Here is a 20,758-nt window from a genome sequence, read left to right on the forward strand (position 1 = left end):
TAATTCCTTAAGCTAATTGAGAGTTTTTGAGAGAACTAATTGTTTCTTCAATATCAGTTAAATATTGCTCCCGGTCTTTCTCCCCCCAAAAACTCATTTGCTCTACATCAGTGCTATAAAATTTCATAAATACATTTTTTGTGCAGATAGGCACAAATGTACCAGTTTTCTCTCTTTGAATAATCTTCTTTCTTTTAATAGGAAATACTGAGTTTTTGTAACTTCTATTCGTTGACGAATCTAATAAAACTAGATTATCAATCGAGTTGACATCCAAACCTTGCCCTTGGAATGACTCCATAAATTGAATGAAAAATTCATCAAACTGTGATAAATCACTTTGGACTTCAAGAAGTTTATTGTGAAGATGAGAATCTAAATTTAAATTTGAAATATTATCCAAAATTTCTTTTATCCAGTCTTTCTTATGCTGATCAGATCTTGGTGGTTGATCGGCTAGTGCAGTGATGTGTTCAACATCCCATTTTTCTTTTTTAAAGCGATCAAATGGAAATCTTGTAGTTTCATTTTTATTATTTAAGAAAGTTTGCACATTATGAAATAATAGAATTGGGCGTATTTTTTCAGACCTATATTGCAATTCATTCAAATCATTATTTGGTAAATATTCAATTATTTTCTTATTTATTACATTAAGGAATTCAATCTTAGTTGTATCCTTGTTTAATGTATAAATTTCATCAATATTAAAACCTATACTGATTAAATAGCCAATTTTATGATATAGCGTTCTATCTTTATACCACTCTTCGAGAGTTTGGAAACACTGTTTAACTTCACGCCAAACATTCTTGATTTTTTCTTTTTTCAGCCTTTCTGAAAAATATCTAAATGTAAAATAATCATCATTTTTAGCATGCTTTTTTGATATTAAATTAAAAATTAAATCAATACGTGTTGTTAACTGTTTTCTATCAGTTAAAAAGTACCAGAAAGAATCATGCTGTAAGGCATATTCCATTCGATCCCATTCGGTTGATATTTCAATTTGTTGTAATCTAATTTTAGCTTTATCTTTATCATTCAACTCAATAAAGTTAGTTTTATTTAAAAATAATGCTTTGATTAATTCAGCATTAGTTAATGGAATTTTACCTACATTTAAACGAGTAAAGACTTCTACTGAGTCACTATCAGTCTCATACCAAATTACTTTTGTGTAATGAACGAATTTTGATTCTAGTTCAGCTGAATTTAACTGACCTGTTAATTCGAGTGATTCCGCCCATTCATGAATTGTTTGATAAGCATTACTTATAAAAAAGAAATCAATATTTTGATCATTTATAATTCTATCATTATTAGTGGTATCAATTGCTAAATTAGTTAAAAAATCAGAACTAAATTGACGAGTTTGATACTTTAATGTGAACTCTTTATGCTTAAATTTACCTTTCCACATCTCATTGATGTAATGAATTAATAAAAAAATAGTTGTTAATCGCTGTTGTCCATCAATGACCTCATACCAATTTTTTTCAACATCTAATCTATTTATATTCACAGATTCGATATCCATTGGCTTAAGTACTAAGGGCTGTAGGCAATACCAAGATTTTTCACCATTCTCATTTATTTTTGGTTCAAATTCATTTATATCATTTAAAAAGTCTTTAATCTGTTGTGGAGTCCATCGATATCCACGTTGATAGGCAGGTATAAAGAAATTTTTATCCAACAGTTGTTGGATATTCATTGGTTCAATAAGAAGAGAAGTGTTCATGTTGCCCCGAAAGTATCATCTAAAATTAAAAAAACAAAGTAACTTAATAACTATAATTTATTCATCTTACATAAAATTTATTTATACAAATTGGTTTTCACCCCCTCTCTTGAGCATAGATGTCATCACCAATCCCTAAACATGTTTCTACAAAATCATCGTGAGTCTTAACTTATAATTTGGTTAAGTACTAATCTTCGCTATAAGAAAAATATACTTTTAAAAAATTAAAACTCATACCATTATAGAGGTATAAGCTATTAATTATAAAAAATATTTCTAAATTTACACAATAAAAAAAGGGAGGAACTATGTTCCCCCCTTTTACTGTACTCAACTGTCTTTCGTGTGATACTCAATATAAGATTCCATATCTTCTAGTTCTTCCTCACTGTATGAAGATTCACCATAATGAATTGGGCACTCATTTTGATTATTCAGATCACGAATGTCATGTGGTTGATCACCACAACACCAGCAAAAGCCAATTCCAACATTCATTTCTCTACGAGATTGTGTAACACATGAATCACATACCCAATATTGAAATTGCGTATAACCATCATGATATGCAACTGGTCTAACAAAATTCATTACTGAATGATGTTCTCTCCCACAGTACGAACAATTAGGTACAAAATGTGAATAGATTAAACTAATAACTTGATGTGCTAAATTAGGATTAAATATTCCAAATTGTCGCAATAAGTCATCAATTTTTCTAACCACGCCCATATCACAAATTTGATTTAACTCTTCATTGTAAGATGGGTCACTAGCGTCATCCATCAACCCATCTTGAAAATCCTCAATTAAATCCTGCAATACTGAATATCCAAATGCAATACACAATATGCTTTCAATCAATTGCTGATTAAGCCCCAAATTAACATGTAGGGCTAGTTGAGTTTTATGTAAATTTTCTAGTTGGAACATAAGTTTTCTCACAGTAAGTGACCATAAAGGCCGAAGCGAGACAAATGAATGTCAACTGTATATCAACTTATGTTCTCCTTCTAAGTTCTCATATCTATAAGAAGTACGTCAAGTTCCAAAAACATTAATTAATGGATTTTGATCAAATGTATAAATAATATGTGTTTTTTCACTGTTAGGACTAGATTTAATCAAGCTTAATTTATTATTGATAAATTTCATTGGTAAACCCTCCCAATGATGATCATATTCCATATTTCTTAATACATTGAGTTCTATCTTATCAGCCAATATATTAATATTATATGTAAGACTTGAGGAATCACATATGGATTTGATTATGATCTCTTGGTAATTATCCTTAACATCTGTCATCAATTTTCGATCTGGTAATTCGACTACTGTGCGTAATAAATTTTTATCTCTATCATAAAGACATTCTTTATAAGACTCTGCCTGCTGTAATATATCTGAGTATTTTTTGGTTGATAAGTCAAAATCACTTTCCTTAAAATCATATTTAACTTCAACCTGCTCAAGACTTAAATCATAACTTTTAAGCCCTTTTTGATTTAGTCTTTCAATTAAAAGCATAAAAAGATCTAAACAATAAAAATTTATCAATGAAAAATAATATGAGAAAAATTTAAATGCATTAACAGTTAAAAGGCTTTCACTTAATGCATTAAAATATAAAGAAGAATAATCAATATAAGAGTCTCTCTTGTAATCTAAAACATCAAAATCAACTGATTTAGTTTCAAATATTAATATATTAGCACCTCCATGAACCAATCTATTCCTTATCCCTCTAAAGTTTTTAAAAAAATCCTTATTTTTTTCCAAAAATTTATAATCATTATCTTTAGAAAGATCATTGATATGTGCCCTACACAATCTAAGATAATCAATCTCCTTACCATTCTTTATATTTTTATTTTTAAATATATATGAAACATTTTTGTGCTCATTCGCATCTAAATCCAATAATGCTTGAAGATATGTTTTAGAATAAATTAATTTTGATAAATCAATCATTGAACCTAATTTAACTATCATTGATTCTACAATAGTTGTTTTTAACTCATACTCTATACTAGATGAATCGTTATAAATTTTATCTAACAAATAGAGTGCTTCGTGCTGTTTTTTTCTCAAATTTTCAAATATTCTAAATTCGGGATTATTTATACCGATTGATCTATTATTTTTTTCCATATAATCAATTAAGATTTCTTGAGGATAGAAAAATTTCATTTTTACTCCTTGTTTTGTTAGTAATGCTCTTTAATATAATTATAAGCCTTATTAAAAATCTCTTTATCACGACCTAAACCAAATCTTTCAGTGTCAAGATAATGCCCTTCTAACTTCGCTCGACCCACTTAATTTTGCCACCCAGGAAATTTATGCTTATTCTACTTTCTTTTAACTAACCCACTTATCATCATTCATAGCCAAAGTTTTAACTAGCTCAAATACTGTTGAAACTTTTTCTGTAAACATTATAAAATCATAACTATTGGGTAAATCGACATCTAGAACTTTAGAAATTTCAAGTTTTACAATTTCACTTTGTTGAGCATCCTTCCACCAATCTTGAACCAGAACTTTCGGAGTTGTATTCAAAAGTGCAGTTATTAGGTCTTTAGCTGCCAGCTTCACTTGCTGCTGCTCATCTTTCGTTAGTTTGTCTTTTAAGAGCAGATCATAGATTTCTAACTCGTCTTCAGTTAGACCTTCTCTGATATGACGTTGATCTTCTTCTTTAAGACCTTTTGTAAATTTCTGAAGTTCGTCAAACAATTGCTCAGTTGCCGTAGCACCAGAGTTATAACGATCAACCATCTGCTGATAACGTTCTGCAAAGTTAATACGACCACCATTTTGCTTAAGCATTTGAATGATTTTCTTTTCAAGAAAGGCACGCATATCAGCAATAGCAATATTTTTATGCTTGGTTTCTTTAAACTGTTCTTTCAGCTTGTCAAAATCCACAGTACTTAGATCCCATTTTTGACCATGAATCAAACTGTAGCTTTCTTTAAAATCTTTAACAGTCTTCACAGTGTCTTCATTGATGACTACGCTTCTATCCAATAAATCGGAAACTGAAGTACCAGATTCATCCAAATCCTGACGCTCAATCATCGCTTCAATAAAACCATGGAGGAATTGAATCACTGACACAATTGGTCTAGGTTTTACCAATATATTCGGTTTACATGCCTCATATAAAGCTGCGACTGTATTAAAATGAACATTAAAGGTTTTACGATACTCGTCTTTTTCTAATAATTGATCTGCATATTGCTCAAATAAAGCATTCTCTTTAAACGTACCGCCGGTCTCATTACGAGTTTCTAGGATTTGATTCAGATCAATGTCTTTAGACTCGCAATATTCTAGAGTCTTAGTAATCGCTTCATCCAACATTTGGAAAAGCACTGTTTTATCTTGTACTGGAGCATCTATTTCACCATCTTCTCCGGTGCCTTGACCATAATCTTTTAAGGCTGTTTTTAGATTCCTGAATACGTTGTAATAATCAATGACTTCACCATTTCTTTTCTCTACAAGTTCACCCTCTGTATTCTTAATGCGGTAGGAAGTCACTCGGTTGGCACGAGCAATCGTTTGCATCAACGTATGGCCTTTCATAGGCTTATCTAAATACAGGGTTGAAACAGTTGGCGCATCAAAGCCTGTAAGCCACATTGCACACACGAAGACAAGTTGTAATGGATGCTCTGGATTTTTAAAATTATCCTCAATATCAGCCCCATTGACATCGAGTTTACTGAGACGATCAATATGTGGCTGGATGTCTAGACCCTGTTTATCAAAGCGCTCTTTTTCCGAACTTGGATCACTAATCACTACCGCCATTTGTACGGTACTCATATATTTTTGGCGCTGTTTCAAACGGTGTTTTTCAATATCATTTTTAGAGTTATGAATTCGAGTTTGTAGGTTTTTTTGTTCTTCCTTCCAAAGTTTTGAAACCTTGTCGAACATACGTACTGCTGTGAATTGATCCACCGCAACCATCATACCTTTACCCAAATACCCACGGCGTGGGAAATGGTAAACAATATCTTCAGCGATACGATCTAGACGATCATCTCGCTTAATGACTTCTAGCTCAGTTGAAAACTTACGCTCTAGCTTTTCTTTTTGAGCATCATTTAACTCTTCATCTTCTAATATTTCAGCGAGCTCTTCATTGAGATCGTCATTTTGCAATAACACCTCAGGTACTCGCTTTTCATAGAAAAGCGGTAATGTTGCCTTATCTTCAATGGCCTGTTGGAAGGTATATTCAGAAACGTATTCACCAAACCACTGCTTGGTCTTCTTTTGTTTTAGAATGGGTGTACCTGTAAAAGCAAGAAAATGAGCGCCGTCTAAGCCTTTACGCATATTCTCTGCTAATGATTCATATTGGGTACGATGCGCCTCATCAACAATAACAATGACTTCACGTTCAGAAGGATCGAATAGCTGTGGATACTCTTGACCTTTTTCGTATCTAAATTTTTGAATTAAGGTAAATACAATCTTGGTATTTTGACTCAGCAAGGTTCGAAGATGAGTACTATTTTTCGGTTGAGCAGCCTCAACCTCTGTGACGGCTTGTGTATAAATGAAATTTTTATAAATCTGATTATCTAGATCTTCTCGGTCGGTAATCACGACAAAACTAAAATTACCCGTGACTTTACGATAAATCTTTCTGACGTAAAAAATCATTGAGAAACTTTTACCCGAACCTTGTGTATGCCAAAACACCCCAAGGCGACCTTTCAACTCATCACGTTTCAAGAAGTTTTGGAAGGCATGATTTACCCCTAAAAACTGATGGTTTTGGGCAATAATTTTATGTTTTTCATTTTGGAATAAAATAAAATTTTCGACATAATCCAATAATCTTTCAGGACGACATAGACCACGAAGCAAGTATTCAATACTTATGCCTCGTTCTTCGATATCTTCTTTATTGACCTTTTCCTTTTCCTGGTCCACACGTAACCAGTTAAAGAAATGTTCCCACTCAGCCGTAAAACTTCCGAGCTTTGTGTCTGTCGCATTTGAAAGTACGCAGAAGGCATTGGTTAAAAAAAGTTGAGGAATATCATTCTTATAATTTTTTAGATTGTCATCAAAAGCATTCTTGAGCTTCACATTTGAATTTTTAAGCTCTATGAATACCAGTGGTAGACCATTTATATACAGGATTAAATCAGGACGGCGATAGGCACAATACGGTGTGCGTCCTGTAGATTGAATCCATAATTGTGAAACCACTAAAAACTCATTGTTTTCTGGATTTTTAAAATCAATCAATTTTAAAAATTCATTTTCATGTTTTTCGCCGTGGACATCTTCATAAGTAATCGAAGCACCATTACGAATATCAGCATAAAGCTCCATATTGGCTTTAATAGCCGACATAGACCCACGGCGCTCCATTAGTTTTAATACAGCAGTCTCTATAACATCTAAAGAGACTTGGGGATTCAATTGCACACATTTAGCAATCACACGGTCTTTTAAGATAACTTCTTTTTTGTCTTTACGACCTGAACCATCATTTAAGTCACTTGAATCTGTGGTATAGCAATTGAGATGCTGATAATCAAACTCTGTGCTTAAAATCTTAATGGTTGCTTGTTCAATGTCATCTTCACTAATAAAGTTACGTGTTACTTTTGTCACAATTGATCCCCTATATCCCTCTAAATACGTCTATTTTTTTATAATTTACTGTTCTTGCATTGATGATGGAAACTGAATATCTAAGTTTTCCACTGATAGTTTTCCTGAAATTAACCTAGGTAATAGGTTATTTCTCATTATTTCCAATTTCACATTACTTTCTTCCAAAATATTTAACTCAGAATAAATTGGAACAGCTATAGCTTCAAAGCTATCAACTAATTGTTTAGGTGGAATCAGTATTTTTTGCTTGCCAATTTGATTAGGGCTTAAATGTAAAACATTCGCACCATTTGCAAATTCTTTTATATATTCTGAAAATCCAGAATATTTAAAATAACAATAAGTAAAAGTAGATGAATAGATTTTGGGTACTAATTTCACACAATCTAAAGAAATAATCGCAAACTCAAAGTTTAACTTTGGTACTCTAGCAACACGTCCAACTACAGCTCTGTCTTGAGTCATATCCGTTACAGCCATGACGATATCATCTTGATAAGTTTTTTGATTATTCGCATATTTACCATTGTAAAATTTCAATCCATTGCGGCGATAACCGCCACCACGATTAAAGTTTTTCAGATTGACAAAAGGTAGGCTCTCATCAACAAACTCATCATGAATTTCAGGACTTGTATAAGACTTACCTTTTACAACATCAATAAACTCACCAGAATTGATAGTACGCCAATCTTTCGGAATCCCTTTCTCAAACTCTGTATTTTCCCAATTTGGAAAACGAAAACGTACAAACCATTCTTTATATAGCTCTTCAGCCATACTTTCTAAAATATGGATACGCTTTTTATTGTTTTCGATTAAGTCATCATAAGTAGACAGGATGGCAGAGATTTTTTTCTGAATTTCAAATTGAGGAATTTTTATCTTCAATTTTTGAAGATGATTCTGATTCAGTGTAGGTACACCAGCCCCGGCATTAAAATTCTCAAGATGCATTTCCTTCAAATAGTAATAAACATATTTCGGCAAATTATCTCTAAAACTAATAGAGTATAATGTTGTATTTAAAGGCCAAGATTTTTCAGTAATATACTGTACTTCACCTAATGTGCCAGATCGCCCTGTAACAACAATTGGAGGGGTAGCTTTAAAATCATTATGAAAATCTTTAATTCCAGAACTTGCAACAATAGGAAATTTACCATTAATGATATTTTGATTAGGTAAATCATGTCCCCGTTTTAACCTAACTAAATTATCAAAAATATCATCACGCCATAAATTACTCATTACAAACTCCCTTCATATTAGCGTTGATAATATCTTCTAAAATTTTCGCTTCTTTCGTTAAGTTATTAAATAACTCTAAAGACGTGCTCAAATAATCTCTAAACTCTTCCTCTGTACGCCCGTCCTCTTCAATCACGACACCCACATAACGACCAGCATTTAAAGAATAATCCTGCTCTTTCACCTCATCAGGGGTCGCCAACTTACAAAGACCTGTAACATCTTCATATTCAGCATTTGGGAAACGTTCTTGTAACCATGAAATATGATTAAAGAAGTACTCAGCTTCGCCACGGTCAGCTTTGATATCAGCAAGCAATGCTTTAACTTCTTTAATATCTGCTGTTAAAGCATTAAGCTCTTTAAGCTTTGCATCCTTAACTTTAAGCACATCTTTTTTATCAATTACCTTAGCTTCGGCAACTTCAGCACGAGTGAGTTTGACTAACTCATTATGAGCTTTTTCTTTTTCACGAATCGCTTTATCTAAAACTTTAGCTTCATCTGCAATAGCTTTAAAGAACGGCGTAAAACCTGCTCTTAATGTCTTTTGTGTTTTATTCAAAGTAGAAACTAAATCTTTAGTGACTACTTGAGGGAAAGCCTTCACATAAGCATCAAAGCTTTGTTTTAACGGCGTAAGAGCATGCCAATGTTCATTAAGTGCCTCTACACTTTGAACAATAGCTAAATCATCTTTTAATGCTTCTTTAAGTTTATTAAAGCTTGGCTCTACATGTGGCACAGTTGCCTCAAGTTTTGCCATACCTTGTCTAAAGTAATCATCAACCAAACTGATATATTCATGATTACGGCCCTTATGAAGCTTACTAATCATGGCAATGTTTAGTACCTGCTCATCTGTAAAGTCACGGTGCGCACGGTCGATCTGTCTAAAGATGTTACGCGCATCAATAAACAAAATTTTGTCGTCTGTTTTATTTTTATCAAAGAACCATAGCGTTGCAGGAAGCGTTACCGTATAGAACATATTTGATGGCAATGTCAGCATGCCATAAATCAAGTTATTCTCGATCAACGTTTGGCGAACATCTGCTTCTGAGTTACGAGCATCTGAAGCTGAGTTCGGCATAACCAAAGCAGCACGACCACTATTAGATAACTGAGCTTGCTGTGCATTTTTTAATGATGAGGCAAACAAGTTAATCCAAAGATAGTTTGCATTTGGAACAGTTTCTGTCTTGGCTGCATTATCATCAGTTTTTTTCGCTTTAGTTTTATTGCGCGGTAAACCATAGCTATTAAAACGAGGATCTTTTTCAACTGTTGCAAGTGCTACATCATCCACGTTAAATGGCGGGTTAGCCATGATATAGTCAAACTTCTCAAAGCCTTTAAATGGGTCTTCTGCATAGGAGTTTGCTTGCTGAATTTCGCCTTTAAGCCCATTCACGAACAAGTTCATTTTGGCAAGTTTGACCGTATCTAAGGTCTTTTCCTGACCATATACAAACAAACTATTGGTATCTCCGGCTTCACCAAACTTTTTACTTAATTCTTTACGGCGCTCTACAAATTGTAAGGACTGCACAAACATACCGCCTGAACCACAGGCTGGATCATAAACAGAGCCATTATACGGTTCTATCATTTCAACCATTAAACGCACAACAGAAGTTGGTGTAAAGAATTCACCGCCTTTTTGACCTTCAGAAAGTGCAAACTTGCCCAGGAAGTACTCATAGATTTTACCGAATACATCACCAGAAGCATCCGCAGGGATATTTGAAAAGCTGCGTACTAAGCCATGTAATGCCTGTTTACTCTGGGGTAACCGGTTAAAGGCTTGATAATCATCTTTAGGTAATACTCCTTTAAGATTTGTTTTAGTATCATCTTGATGTTCTTCAATAGCCTGCATAGCTTCTTTAATTTTTTTTGCCAAGTCTTCTGTTTCAGGCAATTCTAATAAATACTTATAACGAGCATTATCAGGTAGGTAAAAACCAACCTTACTAATTGCTATTGATTTAATCATGTCCTGAGTTGGGGCTTGGGGAGCACCACTGCGTCCAGACCCGATAGGTTGTTGTATTTCTTTTAAGATTTTTTCTTCTGCTGCACTATATTTATTGTCTGCAAATTTTAAGAAAATGAGGCCAAGCACAGGAGTCGAATACTCATTGGGTTTCAAGTCTGTATTTGCACGTAAGCTGTCTGCTGCAGACCAAAGTTGATCTTCCAACTGTTTTAATTCAATGAGGTTCATAATTTTTCCAAATCAATTTATAAATTAATCTGCTCAATATCTTGAGCAATATTTTTGAAGTTATGCTTTTTGCAACGACGAGATAAACTTTTGAATCATTTCCCTTTCAGACTCTGGTAGACATTGAATTGAGTTTGCGATGGGGTCAGTACCTAAATCTGAATATTGATCAGTGCGTCCAAGTAAGTAATCGGCAGATACATTCAGCACTACAGCAAGTTTAAAAAAGTTCTCTAAAGACGGCTTTCGAGCACCAGCTTCGATATGTGAAATTGACGTTGATGGGATACCTGTTTTGTCAGCTATATCTTGCTGCGTCATTTTTCGTTGTGTTCTTATTTCTTTGAGCCTTGTACAAAACAGCGCAGAATCCATCTCAATCAACATAAAACACCATAAATCGACAATTAAAACTTGACTAAATCGACAAGTTTTCATATATATATTGATAGTATTTTATTGTCTATTTCGACAAAAAGACATCTTTAAAAGAAATTTAAGGAGGAAAATTATATGAATAATATTGTATGTGCATGAGTGCATTATCTCGACAATCCTGTACTCATGCTTTCCATTCCAAATGACTGAAATGAAAGATTGTAAAATTTCGACGTTTTACCTTTGCATTCTTTCATAACAGACGATTTAAGTAAATTTAAAGCACTAATTTAACTTAAGGATTCTCTTATGAGTAACTCACCAAATCAGATCCCTGTTTTTATCCATCCAACGATTAAAAATCTGAATGTACGTCAAATTTCTAAAATTATTGCAACGAAGATTATTGAAGCCACGGCGCTGCAATTACATTTCAATTCATCATTTTGTAACCAGCTTTCTGTATCCAACCATCTTAATACTTATAAGGCAATTACTTACTTTGTTGATAATCAGTTTTTTGAAAAGTTTGGCTTTGGTCAATTTGAGCTAATTAATGTAAGTACCATTTATGATGACTTGTTCAATGATTTTCAAAACATTATTTGGTATTAAAAAAGTTATCTAACTATCTAAATAAAACTATCATATTGAATTATAAAGTTTTTAAAATAGATAAACATTATTTAAGATATCTAGATCATCTAACTTAGATGATCTAGATAATTAGAAAAACAACTTATCTAAATCACCTTAACTATATTTCAATAAGTTACCTTGATTTAGATTAATTAGATAAATTTTCTACAAGTTTAGGATGTAAAACTACATAGTCACTATTATTTAGTATTTCGATTCGAACATGATAGGTCTCAATTAAATATTGCAAAGCAGCATCTCGTAGCTTAGCTGACTTAAATTTTGCATGCTTTTGATTGATACTCGATTTTAAAACCTTTTTATTACCTTTCCGATACTGAGCTTTTAGCCATTCCAGCAAAATTTCACTGTCAGATTTATTATCTTTACCATAATAATCAATCCACTGCTCTAAAGAATACCTACAGATACTTATAGCACCTTTCATCGTTTCAGATGTAATCACACTCTCTTGCTTAAAAAATGCGAAAATTGCGGCGACTCTTAAAACATATTGAACAGTGCGCCGTGCATACGAGTGTATGAAAGCATATCGTCCATTTTTTTCAACTTCACGCAATACAAAGTTTTCATATTCAATATGCAGATCATCCGCCTCTTCAGTTTTCAAAATAACAGTATAAGTATTTGCACAGTCTAAGACTTTTGGAACATCCGATAAGATTTGCTCACATAAACTCCTATATGCTTTCAAATCTGTATCTTGATCCGGCCTTATAAATCGATCCTGTTTCGTGATTTGGACATTCTTCAAAGGTTCTGCAAAAACAATTAAAGCACGCGCTAAAAAACCTTGCTCTCGCAATAGCTCATTTTGCAAAGCTGGGGATGCAATCACATCTTGCACACCAATATTTATTGAAAAACGAATACCATCAACATATTCAATACTACTGCCTTTTAAAACATTACTAATAGATTCACCATCAAGCAAATTATTAATCACACTGAGTGCTTCGCCTACCGTATCACTTTTCATGGTATATCCAGAAAATAGATATGCCCCTTCACCAGTTGTCCATGTAAAACTTTTTTGATCGCTTTTTTTTACTAATGAAATCAATCCTTGTATTGTAAGTTTTGTAAATCTAGCCAAAGGAATTTTTGGCTCAGTTGATTCACCTTTTGATCTAATCCATTCATCGTACTCTTTCTCATATAATGCCATATTGCTTTTTTCCATAGATTTAGAAACATAACAGGCATCATTAATACAATTATCTTTGCCGGCACCACTTGGGAAGATCGTAATGGTAAAAAGGCTACAAGGTTGACCCTTAATCGTTTTATCACTAGGAGCATTGATATGTCTTTGCGACAAAAAAGCCATTTCTCCTAAGTAAGTTTGTCCTGCAACTGAAATTGGGACTTTATGAATATATGCTGTTTTTTTAATTGCATTTGCGATTAATGCTGGAAAAGCCCAAAGCGGATAATTTTGCGGTGAATTGTGATTAACTGCACTTAAAGTTGATAATGCAGGCCAAGCGCTTGATGACTGGACTTTTGACTCACTTTCTACATCTTCATGTTTTAGTGAATCAATATATGAGGCATAAATGGAGTCAATCCGCTCTTGAACATCTGCATACGATAGCCTAGATAAATTTTCTCGGCTGAACTTTATGTGAGGTTGAGAGTCTTCATCATAATTAGCTGTCATGATCAAAACAGATTCAGGTAGCAGGCTTTCTACTTCTTGCAACCCAAATATAAGATCTGGCAAGTAAATTACATATGATTTTGTAAAACAAATTTTAAAAAAAACATCAAATTCATTCGTCAAAACCACTCGTGATAATTTCGTTTTACTCAGCAACCGATTGACTAATAAACCATCACCAATTTGAAGTGCTGCTTTCCGCCGTTCTATGACTTTATAAGGTTCACAAGATATATCATATTCATAACCCATCCCAACAATCAAATAACCAGTCACAAAATTCAGATTAGAATTATTCACAAGTTTAAAAACGTTGCAGCCACCACAATCCAAATCTGGGTAGTGTGGATGTATGTAACTTTCAATTGAAATTTGATCGCCTTTTATAAAGTTTAAGGAAAACTCTTCAAAGGTAGATGAAGAAGTAACTTGCCCAGTTAAAGGATGTGTACTTAATATAGGATGTTCTTCATCTAATTTTATTTTCAACATATTAATTCTTACCATTTTTCAAAATTTCAAGCAAAACTTTACTTATCCACTTAATGAATTTAAGTAGAGGCTTTACGTACTGTATTAGAAAAGTTAGATTTAAATTACTGAGTGTATTTCGAGCTGAACCCAGCAAAAATGCTGGGTTCATAAAGAAAATTTACTTAATCTCACCTGCAAATTTCAAAATTTCATTCCGATTCCAACGTAACAGGCGACCATGACGCTTTGGAACAACTGGACCATTTTCATAAATTGCCCATTTACGGAGTGTTTGTGGTTGAAATCCAAGAAGCTTTGCAGCTTCTGCTGTAGTAATTAATAAACTTTCTTGCTTCATCTTGAAGCGTCCCTTCTTAATTAAATTGTGTTATTTTTTAGTTGATTTTTACTTGTTTGGGGAGGTTCTTATAATTACTATATTTTCTTACCCCCCCAAACAAATTATACTTTTTGATTGCTATTGGAACATTTTATGTCAGGACGTCCAAAAACTGGATTTGTTACAAAATTGAAAACCATTATTTGGTATGAACACGTTGCAGAACGTGTTCTCAATGAAAACACTCAAAATAATGTGCGTCCGCATCAAACGGAGTTAGACTCGCGCTTAGCAAGTAAAAATAAACTAGATAATTTTTTTGGTGAAAATGGCAGTAAAATTTGGACAAAATTTTCTATAGGGCAAGTATCTCCAGTAACAAAAATAAAAATTGTTGAAAAAAAACTTCCAAATTCTTCAATTTATTTTGTCCATCCTATTTGGGAAATATTAAGTAAAACTTACGTTAGTGAAGCAGATTTATATAAATTTTATGAAAATTTGAACAGCTCCACTCAAAAAATTATACGTAAAAAAAATATTGAAGAAGTTGTAATCGACTTTGATGCTAATTTTGAAAAAGAATTTGAAAATATTTTAGATCTGTATAGTTTTTTGCTATTTATTACCTATCAAAGTAAATTCAACCTTCACATTCAAAATCTTGAATATAGCTACTTAGCTTTATTGCAATATAGCTCATTAATTATTGATTTAATTGGTAGCACGGGATATTACTTAATTAAACTAATAGAATTGCATTTTCAATTAGAACCCAATTCTCGTTTGAACAAAATGGGAGCTGATTTTGACTTCCATCTAAAACAAATTAATTTATATAATATAGTTCAAAATGCCTTTAAAACTAATCCTCAACGATATACTTTACTAAAAAACTACTTTGATGATTTCAGAAATGAGTTCTATAAGTATCAATTAAAGTTAGCGTCTATTGAAGACTTCTATACAAAAAATAGTGAGAAGATTTGATTCCACACGTTACCGATCTAAAATTGGTAAAGTTAGAGATGCACTGAGCGTATTCGATTTTAGAACAAAGTCGTTAAAACCTATGCTCATTGATTGATGCTAGACTAGAAGACAGGTTTAAGTTGCTTTATTTTGCTTACCATTCGCTTACTAAAACCCAAAAAACAAAAAACCACTTACGATTAATGCACGTAAGTGGTTGTTTTATATGGTGGGCCCAGACAGACTTGAACTGTCGACCAACGGATTATGAGTCCGCTGCTCTAACCAACTGAGCTACAGGCCCTTCATCAAGTTATTAAATATTTATCAACAACTTGGAATGACGGCAATACTATCCAAATTTTTTAATTATATCAAGTTTTTTTTCGAGTAGACGCATAGTAGGCCCTAAAAAACTTTGTGATATATTATTGTTAGATATTGCAATAGACAAGATTATTACAATCACAATGCGTACAAAAATCAAGATTTTTTACTGGCCATATTAATTACTGGATTTAGACCTGAAGAAACAGAATGTCTTGAATTGGTCACATATTGATTTTAAATATAATACGATCAGCTCAGTAGCCCCAAAATAGTGAATCATTAATACTTCCGATGGGTGATATGCTGCATTTCATTATGGAATGCAGATTTGAACGCTCAGGCGGTAAACCTTACGTTTTTCAAGCTCGTCAAGGGATAGTCATATTACAAATAGAAGTAAAGCACGAGGAAAAATTGCAGCAGTTAGCGGTATTTCTTTTACTTATCATGATCTCAGGCGTACATTCTCTAGTATTTCCAATAGCTTAAATATTACCTCATTTACTTTAAACGGCTGATCAACCATACTCTTGATGGATCTGACATTACGGATGGCTACATTCAAGTGTCATTTAATGATTTAAAAGATGCGATGAATAAAATTTCATATTTTTTAATGAAGCAAAATAACTAATCAAAGATCGTCAATACAAAGTAGTAACTCGACACTTGGATTATCTTGCAAAAACTATGGCCAATAAAATAGATAATCCGGCATCAGCTACTTTTCTAAAATTGATCAATTAAAGGCCGCGATGAATAAAGAAGCAAAGCATAAACAGATAGATTAACCCCCATCAATGGATCGGGTTTTCTTATTTGAGGGACAATACCTTTTCACTTGCTTTATTTTATGTCGTAAAGAATAGCCTAAAACCTTTTTATCGATGTAATATTATAAGATATACCCAAGCCAAAATCAGATAATAATATTGTTTATAGTGCAAACTCCATCAAATGAAAACAAGGGTCGTTATACAAAAAAGCTCTCATAGGCTGTTGAGTTCATATTAAAAAATGAAGCAGCTTGATTATAAAGTCAGCTATTTCATCAGGTCTTGAAGCAAGAGAAACATGGCTAGCATCAAGTTCAATTACCTCCTTGGTATTCAATCTTTCGGCCATTTTTCTTTGATTTTCAGCTGTAATCATACGATCCTGATTTGAAATTTGATACCAAAACGGTTTCATCTTCCATGGAGGTAAAAGGTACTGGCAAGAGGAGCCTTTCTGGGCAATAGCCATTGCGATAGATTCTGAAGGATTTAAGTCCTGACAGAAACTCTTATGGTATTTTTCTGCATTCACCCATAAATAACCATCACTATCTGGATAAAGGTCAACAGCAGCTTCAGGTGGATGCTGTTGAGTTATCAGATCGGGGCTTTCGGAACGATCTGGCGCAAATGCGGCGATGTATACCAACCCCACCACTTTTTCATTATTACCTGCTTCAGTAATAACTACACCACCATAGCAATGACCAACCAACAAGACTGGGCCATCTATCTGATTAATCATCTTGATAGCCCTTTCAACATCATCAGCTAAGGATGTTAAAGGAATTTCTACAGCTATTACTTGGAAATTTTTCTTAACTAATAAAGGAATGACATGTTGCCAATGGAGAGCGTTTCCCTAGAATCCATGAACCAGAACAATTGTAGATAGTTTCATATTTCTCCTATTCTTCTGATGAAATTCAATTTTAAAGAATATATGATTTTTTACTGAAATATTAATTTTTTGTATTTCTGAAAGAACTATTATTACCACGTATCTAACATAGTCAGCCTTATAACATATCCCCTACCTACAGTGTTTTCACATTACCCTACATTCAATTTGATGCTACTTGAGTGAGCTTTAATTAATCGAGGAAATCTAAAAATTTGGTTTAATCCTCATACTGAATAGTATGTTGAATCAAAAGGTGAATAAGTTAGAAATCAAATTGACTCTGACACAGCTATTCAATCTTGCCTGATAATTAAATCTCTTTTTCAATTAACACTGTGTATGGTTACAGGCTTTGTGCAAAGTCTCATTCAACTAGAAACTGGATTGAACAGCTCCTAATACCAGCGATTATCAGTACACAACACTTTAGAAAAATGATCTAGTTATCATCATCAAAGTTTGATAGAAACCATAATGCACTGTATTAAATTATTCCGTGAAAATAAAAATATTTTTAAAATTAGATCAATGAGATACACTTCACAACTCCAATTTCTGCAACTTAATAACTGGCCGAACAAATAAGCTTTTTTTACAAAAGAGCCTTTATAGTTTTTAAACTAAACGCTTTTGTTATGAATAAATTTAAGAATTAGATGCACAATCGATATTTAACTTCTTTGAGTAACCACTCATAATGTTGTTTAAATCAGCTAAATATTTAGCCTCAGATTCTGCATTTCCTGTCGCATTACCGTATTTTAAACTTTTCGGTATGTATTCTTCTTTATATAATTTTCGAAAATCACTACACAATAAATTCTTTTTCCCTTCCTGCGATATTCTATTGTCATCTAAATTAAGAAGAATTTGCGTAATCTGTAAATCAATCGCATCCAAATCTTTACTGATAGAGATCAACTCCATTTCATTTACTTTTTCTTTATTAGGGTTTGAACAGGCTACAAAAAGTAATACAAAGCTAATTGTTAGAATTTTTTTCATACCAGTCTTCTTTTTATATAAAAAATTTATTCTATTAAAAATAGACAACCAAGTCCACACTAAATTAAAAATTGTGAATTAATTTGCATTTTAATAGGTTTTCATTACTATCTGCTTTAAGTCAAAAAATTAGTTAAAAGACCTAATAAAAAAACCGACCACACTTCTTCGATCATATCTGCAAAACATCTTTAAATTTATACTAAAAACTATTATTATTTATTCTAATAAAAAAATGTCCAAATACCCAGAAATAAGTATTCTTTTTATTCGTAAAAAGTATTAATTTAAATAGGGATTTAAATTAGTTTAAATCAGACCTATCTCTAGGATGTAATATTTTATAAGGAGATACCATGAGCATTAAAATAACTAACAATTCCGAGTTGGCTATTAAAGCATGCATCAACAAATGGGGCGATGAAGGCGATACAGTATGGTTTATTATTCAATCTGGGACATCTGAGACATGGGCCAGAGAAACAGATAAACCACTGATCATGCTTATTGAAAAAGATAAGCAAATTACTGGTTATTGCATTTATTCCGAGAGTAAAATCATTATAACTGATACAAAAGTAACTGACCGTGGACTGGAAAAAAACAGTCTGTATTGAACATAATAAAAGGCCCTATTGGGCTTTTTATTCATAAAATTCAAAAACATAATGCTGAAAATACACTATTTAAATGCTGATATGTACGATAAGTAGTAGAGAAAGATATTTTTAAAATTAATTTAATTATAAATCCAAGAGTTAAAAGCAACGTAACTTTATTTTGCTCTTCAATTTATTGCATAAAAATTACAAACAACTTCTAAAATTAGCATTCCAATCATTGTTTTTTAAAATTTAAACTCGCAAAATTCTCATTTAAATTTTCATGCATAACAAAGGGCTAAAATGAAAAAGCAACTTGGCAAACTCACTTTTAAACTCGCAGGTTGGAAGTATCATGTTGAGCCTAATGTACTTGAAAATAAACAAGTGATTATCGGCTTTGAACATACATCAATGATGGATGCCATATTATCACTGGCAATTTTTCAAATATATGATTTAAAAATTCATACCCTGATCAAAAAAGAACTATTCAAAGGCCCAATGAAGCCTATTTTAGAAGCACTTGGGGGAATAGCTGTTGACCGAAAATCTAATCAAGATATCGTGACACAGATGGTTGAACTGTTTAACAACAATGAACAATTTAATTTAGTCATTGCACCAGAAGCAACACGTGCCAGAAATAGTCAAAGTCGTAAGCCAATACGAACAGGGTTTTGGCATATCGCTAAAGCTGCCAATGTTCCAATTGTTTTAATGTTTGCAAATTCAAAAACCAAACAAGGTGGAATATTTGGAAAAATCTATCCGAGCGATTTAGATCATGACCTTGCCGAGATCAAACGTCTGTACAAAGAAAATACGGGATTAGATATTCTGATTCCTGAAGCTAAAAAATCTTAATAATTGACGATATTCTAGTACTTAAGCACTTTCTCACAAAAAACAGCTTATGGTAGAATTTAGCACATTCGATTAGGCATAAAGCCGATCTACAAGGAGCATATTTCGCATGGCGGGTCATTCCAAGTGGGCTAATATTAAGCATCGCAAAGCAAAACAAGATGCTAGCCGTGGTAAACTTTTTACCAAATACATTCGTGAATTAACCACAGCTGCAAAACTCGGTGGCCCAGATGCGGGAAGTAACCCTCGTCTACGTGCTGTGGTTGAAAAAGCATTATCTGTAAACATGACACGTGATGTAATTAACCGTGCCATTCAACGTGGTGCTGGTGATGAAGATAACGACGATTTAAAAGAAGTTACCTACGAAGGTTATGGCGTTGGTGGTGTTGCCGTATTGGTTGAAACCATGACTGACAACTTAAACCGTACTGTGCCTGATGTTCGCCACTGTTTCTCTAAAACCAACGGTAATTTAGGTACAGCGGGTTCAGTTGCCTATCTCTTTACTAAACGTGGTGAAATTACTTTTGAAGATGTTTCTTTAGAAGATAAAATCATGGACGTGGCTTTAGAAGCTGGCGCTGAAGATATTGAAGTCGGTGAAGATGAAATTTTAGTCATCACGACACCTGAATCTTTTGGTGATGTTCAAGATGCCTTAACTGCTGCAGGATTAAAATCTGATAATGCTGAAGTGGTAATGAGTCCATCAACTAAAGCTGAAATCACGGATATCGACCAAGCTAAACTCATTTTAAAAATGATTGATATGTTTGAAGATCTTGATGATGTTCAAAACGTTTATACCAACGTTGAATTCACAGACGATGTTCTTGCTCAACTTGACGAATAATCAATTTAAGTTAAAAACGCACATTTTTGTGCGTTTTTATTAACA

Annotated in this window: 15 protein-coding genes, 1 tRNA gene and 2 pseudogenes; 6 read left to right on the forward strand and 12 right to left on the reverse strand. The window is 33.0% G+C overall.

Features of this window, described 5'->3' with window-relative positions; all coding sequences use genetic code 11:
* Window positions 1-7: 7 nt before the first annotated feature.
* The 7 genes from B9T28_RS03935 to B9T28_RS03965 all read right to left on the reverse strand — a co-directional run bounded on the left by B9T28_RS03935 (window position 8) and on the right by B9T28_RS03965 (window position 11,270).
* Complete coding sequence (locus B9T28_RS03935; RefSeq protein ID WP_086202659.1) at window positions 8-1,744, reverse strand: DUF262 domain-containing protein; 1,737 nt, start codon at window positions 1,742-1,744, stop codon at window positions 8-10.
* Between the two features lie 333 nt (window positions 1,745-2,077).
* A complete protein-coding gene (locus tag B9T28_RS03940) occupies window positions 2,078-2,680 on the reverse strand; it encodes a hypothetical protein (RefSeq protein WP_086202660.1) in 603 nt (200 codons plus the stop codon).
* Between the two features lie 108 nt (window positions 2,681-2,788).
* The gene (locus B9T28_RS03945; protein ID WP_086202661.1) at window positions 2,789-3,937 is read right to left on the reverse strand and encodes a hypothetical protein; all 1,149 of its coding nucleotides are present in this window, start codon (window positions 3,935-3,937) and stop codon (window positions 2,789-2,791) included.
* A gap of 171 nt (window positions 3,938-4,108) precedes the next feature.
* A complete protein-coding gene (locus tag B9T28_RS03950) occupies window positions 4,109-7,399 on the reverse strand; it encodes a type I restriction endonuclease subunit R (RefSeq protein WP_086202662.1) in 3,291 nt (1,096 codons plus the stop codon).
* Window positions 7,400-7,444: 45 nt separating this feature from the next.
* Complete coding sequence (locus tag B9T28_RS03955; RefSeq protein WP_086202663.1) at window positions 7,445-8,653, reverse strand: restriction endonuclease subunit S; 1,209 nt, start codon at window positions 8,651-8,653, stop codon at window positions 7,445-7,447.
* Entirely contained in the window at window positions 8,646-10,883 is a 2,238-nt protein-coding gene (locus B9T28_RS03960) for a type I restriction-modification system subunit M (protein ID WP_086202664.1), read from the reverse strand. Before B9T28_RS03960 ends, B9T28_RS03955 begins: the two co-directional genes overlap by 8 nt.
* A gap of 60 nt (window positions 10,884-10,943) precedes the next feature.
* Window positions 10,944-11,270 (reverse strand): helix-turn-helix domain-containing protein, encoded by a 327-nt coding sequence (locus B9T28_RS03965; RefSeq protein WP_086202665.1) that lies wholly within the window; start codon window positions 11,268-11,270, stop codon window positions 10,944-10,946.
* A 300-nt stretch (window positions 11,271-11,570) separates the two neighbouring features.
* On the opposite strand from B9T28_RS03965, the gene B9T28_RS03970 reads away from it, so the two are divergent.
* Window positions 11,571-11,876: a hypothetical protein gene (locus tag B9T28_RS03970; RefSeq protein WP_086202666.1), complete on the forward strand. Its 306-nt coding sequence runs from the start codon at window positions 11,571-11,573 to the stop codon at window positions 11,874-11,876.
* Window positions 11,877-12,048: 172 nt separating this feature from the next.
* Here B9T28_RS03970 and B9T28_RS03975 read toward each other — a convergent pair whose 3' ends face one another.
* The gene (locus B9T28_RS03975; protein ID WP_171263451.1) at window positions 12,049-14,076 is read right to left on the reverse strand and encodes a DUF3987 domain-containing protein; all 2,028 of its coding nucleotides are present in this window, start codon (window positions 14,074-14,076) and stop codon (window positions 12,049-12,051) included.
* A 160-nt stretch (window positions 14,077-14,236) separates the two neighbouring features.
* Window positions 14,237-14,416: a helix-turn-helix domain-containing protein gene (locus B9T28_RS03980; protein ID WP_086202668.1), complete on the reverse strand. Its 180-nt coding sequence runs from the start codon at window positions 14,414-14,416 to the stop codon at window positions 14,237-14,239.
* 135 nt (window positions 14,417-14,551) lie between these two features.
* On the opposite strand from B9T28_RS03980, the gene B9T28_RS03985 reads away from it, so the two are divergent.
* The gene (locus B9T28_RS03985) at window positions 14,552-15,388 is read left to right on the forward strand and encodes a hypothetical protein (RefSeq protein WP_086202669.1); all 837 of its coding nucleotides are present in this window, start codon (window positions 14,552-14,554) and stop codon (window positions 15,386-15,388) included.
* Between the two features lie 209 nt (window positions 15,389-15,597).
* Here the strand turns inward: B9T28_RS03985 and B9T28_RS03990 are convergent.
* Window positions 15,598-15,674, reverse strand: a tRNA-Ile gene (locus B9T28_RS03990).
* Window positions 15,675-16,705: 1,031 nt separating this feature from the next.
* Window positions 16,706-17,377: pseudogene (locus B9T28_RS04000) on the reverse strand (alpha/beta fold hydrolase).
* A 186-nt stretch (window positions 17,378-17,563) separates the two neighbouring features.
* Here B9T28_RS04000 and B9T28_RS14795 point away from each other — a divergent pair.
* Window positions 17,564-17,770, forward strand: a pseudogene (locus B9T28_RS14795) (transposase); the annotation flags it as partial.
* A 255-nt stretch (window positions 17,771-18,025) separates the two neighbouring features.
* Here the strand turns inward: B9T28_RS14795 and B9T28_RS04010 are convergent.
* On the reverse strand, window positions 18,026-18,385 hold the full coding sequence (locus B9T28_RS04010) for a hypothetical protein (protein ID WP_086202671.1): 360 nt from the start codon (window positions 18,383-18,385) through the stop codon (window positions 18,026-18,028).
* Window positions 18,386-18,741: 356 nt separating this feature from the next.
* Between B9T28_RS04010 and B9T28_RS04015 the strand changes: the two genes are divergently transcribed.
* From B9T28_RS04015 to B9T28_RS04025, 3 genes are all read left to right on the forward strand, one after another.
* The gene (locus B9T28_RS04015; protein WP_086202672.1) at window positions 18,742-19,002 is read left to right on the forward strand and encodes a hypothetical protein; all 261 of its coding nucleotides are present in this window, start codon (window positions 18,742-18,744) and stop codon (window positions 19,000-19,002) included.
* Between the two features lie 288 nt (window positions 19,003-19,290).
* Complete coding sequence (locus B9T28_RS04020) at window positions 19,291-19,854, forward strand: 1-acyl-sn-glycerol-3-phosphate acyltransferase (RefSeq protein ID WP_086202673.1); 564 nt, start codon at window positions 19,291-19,293, stop codon at window positions 19,852-19,854.
* A gap of 109 nt (window positions 19,855-19,963) precedes the next feature.
* On the forward strand, window positions 19,964-20,713 hold the full coding sequence (locus B9T28_RS04025) for a YebC/PmpR family DNA-binding transcriptional regulator (protein ID WP_086202674.1): 750 nt from the start codon (window positions 19,964-19,966) through the stop codon (window positions 20,711-20,713).
* The last annotated feature ends 45 nt before the right edge of the window (window positions 20,714-20,758 follow it).

The sequence above is a fragment of the Acinetobacter silvestris genome, from assembly GCF_002135235.1.
Taxonomy (GTDB): domain Bacteria; phylum Pseudomonadota; class Gammaproteobacteria; order Pseudomonadales; family Moraxellaceae; genus Acinetobacter; species Acinetobacter silvestris.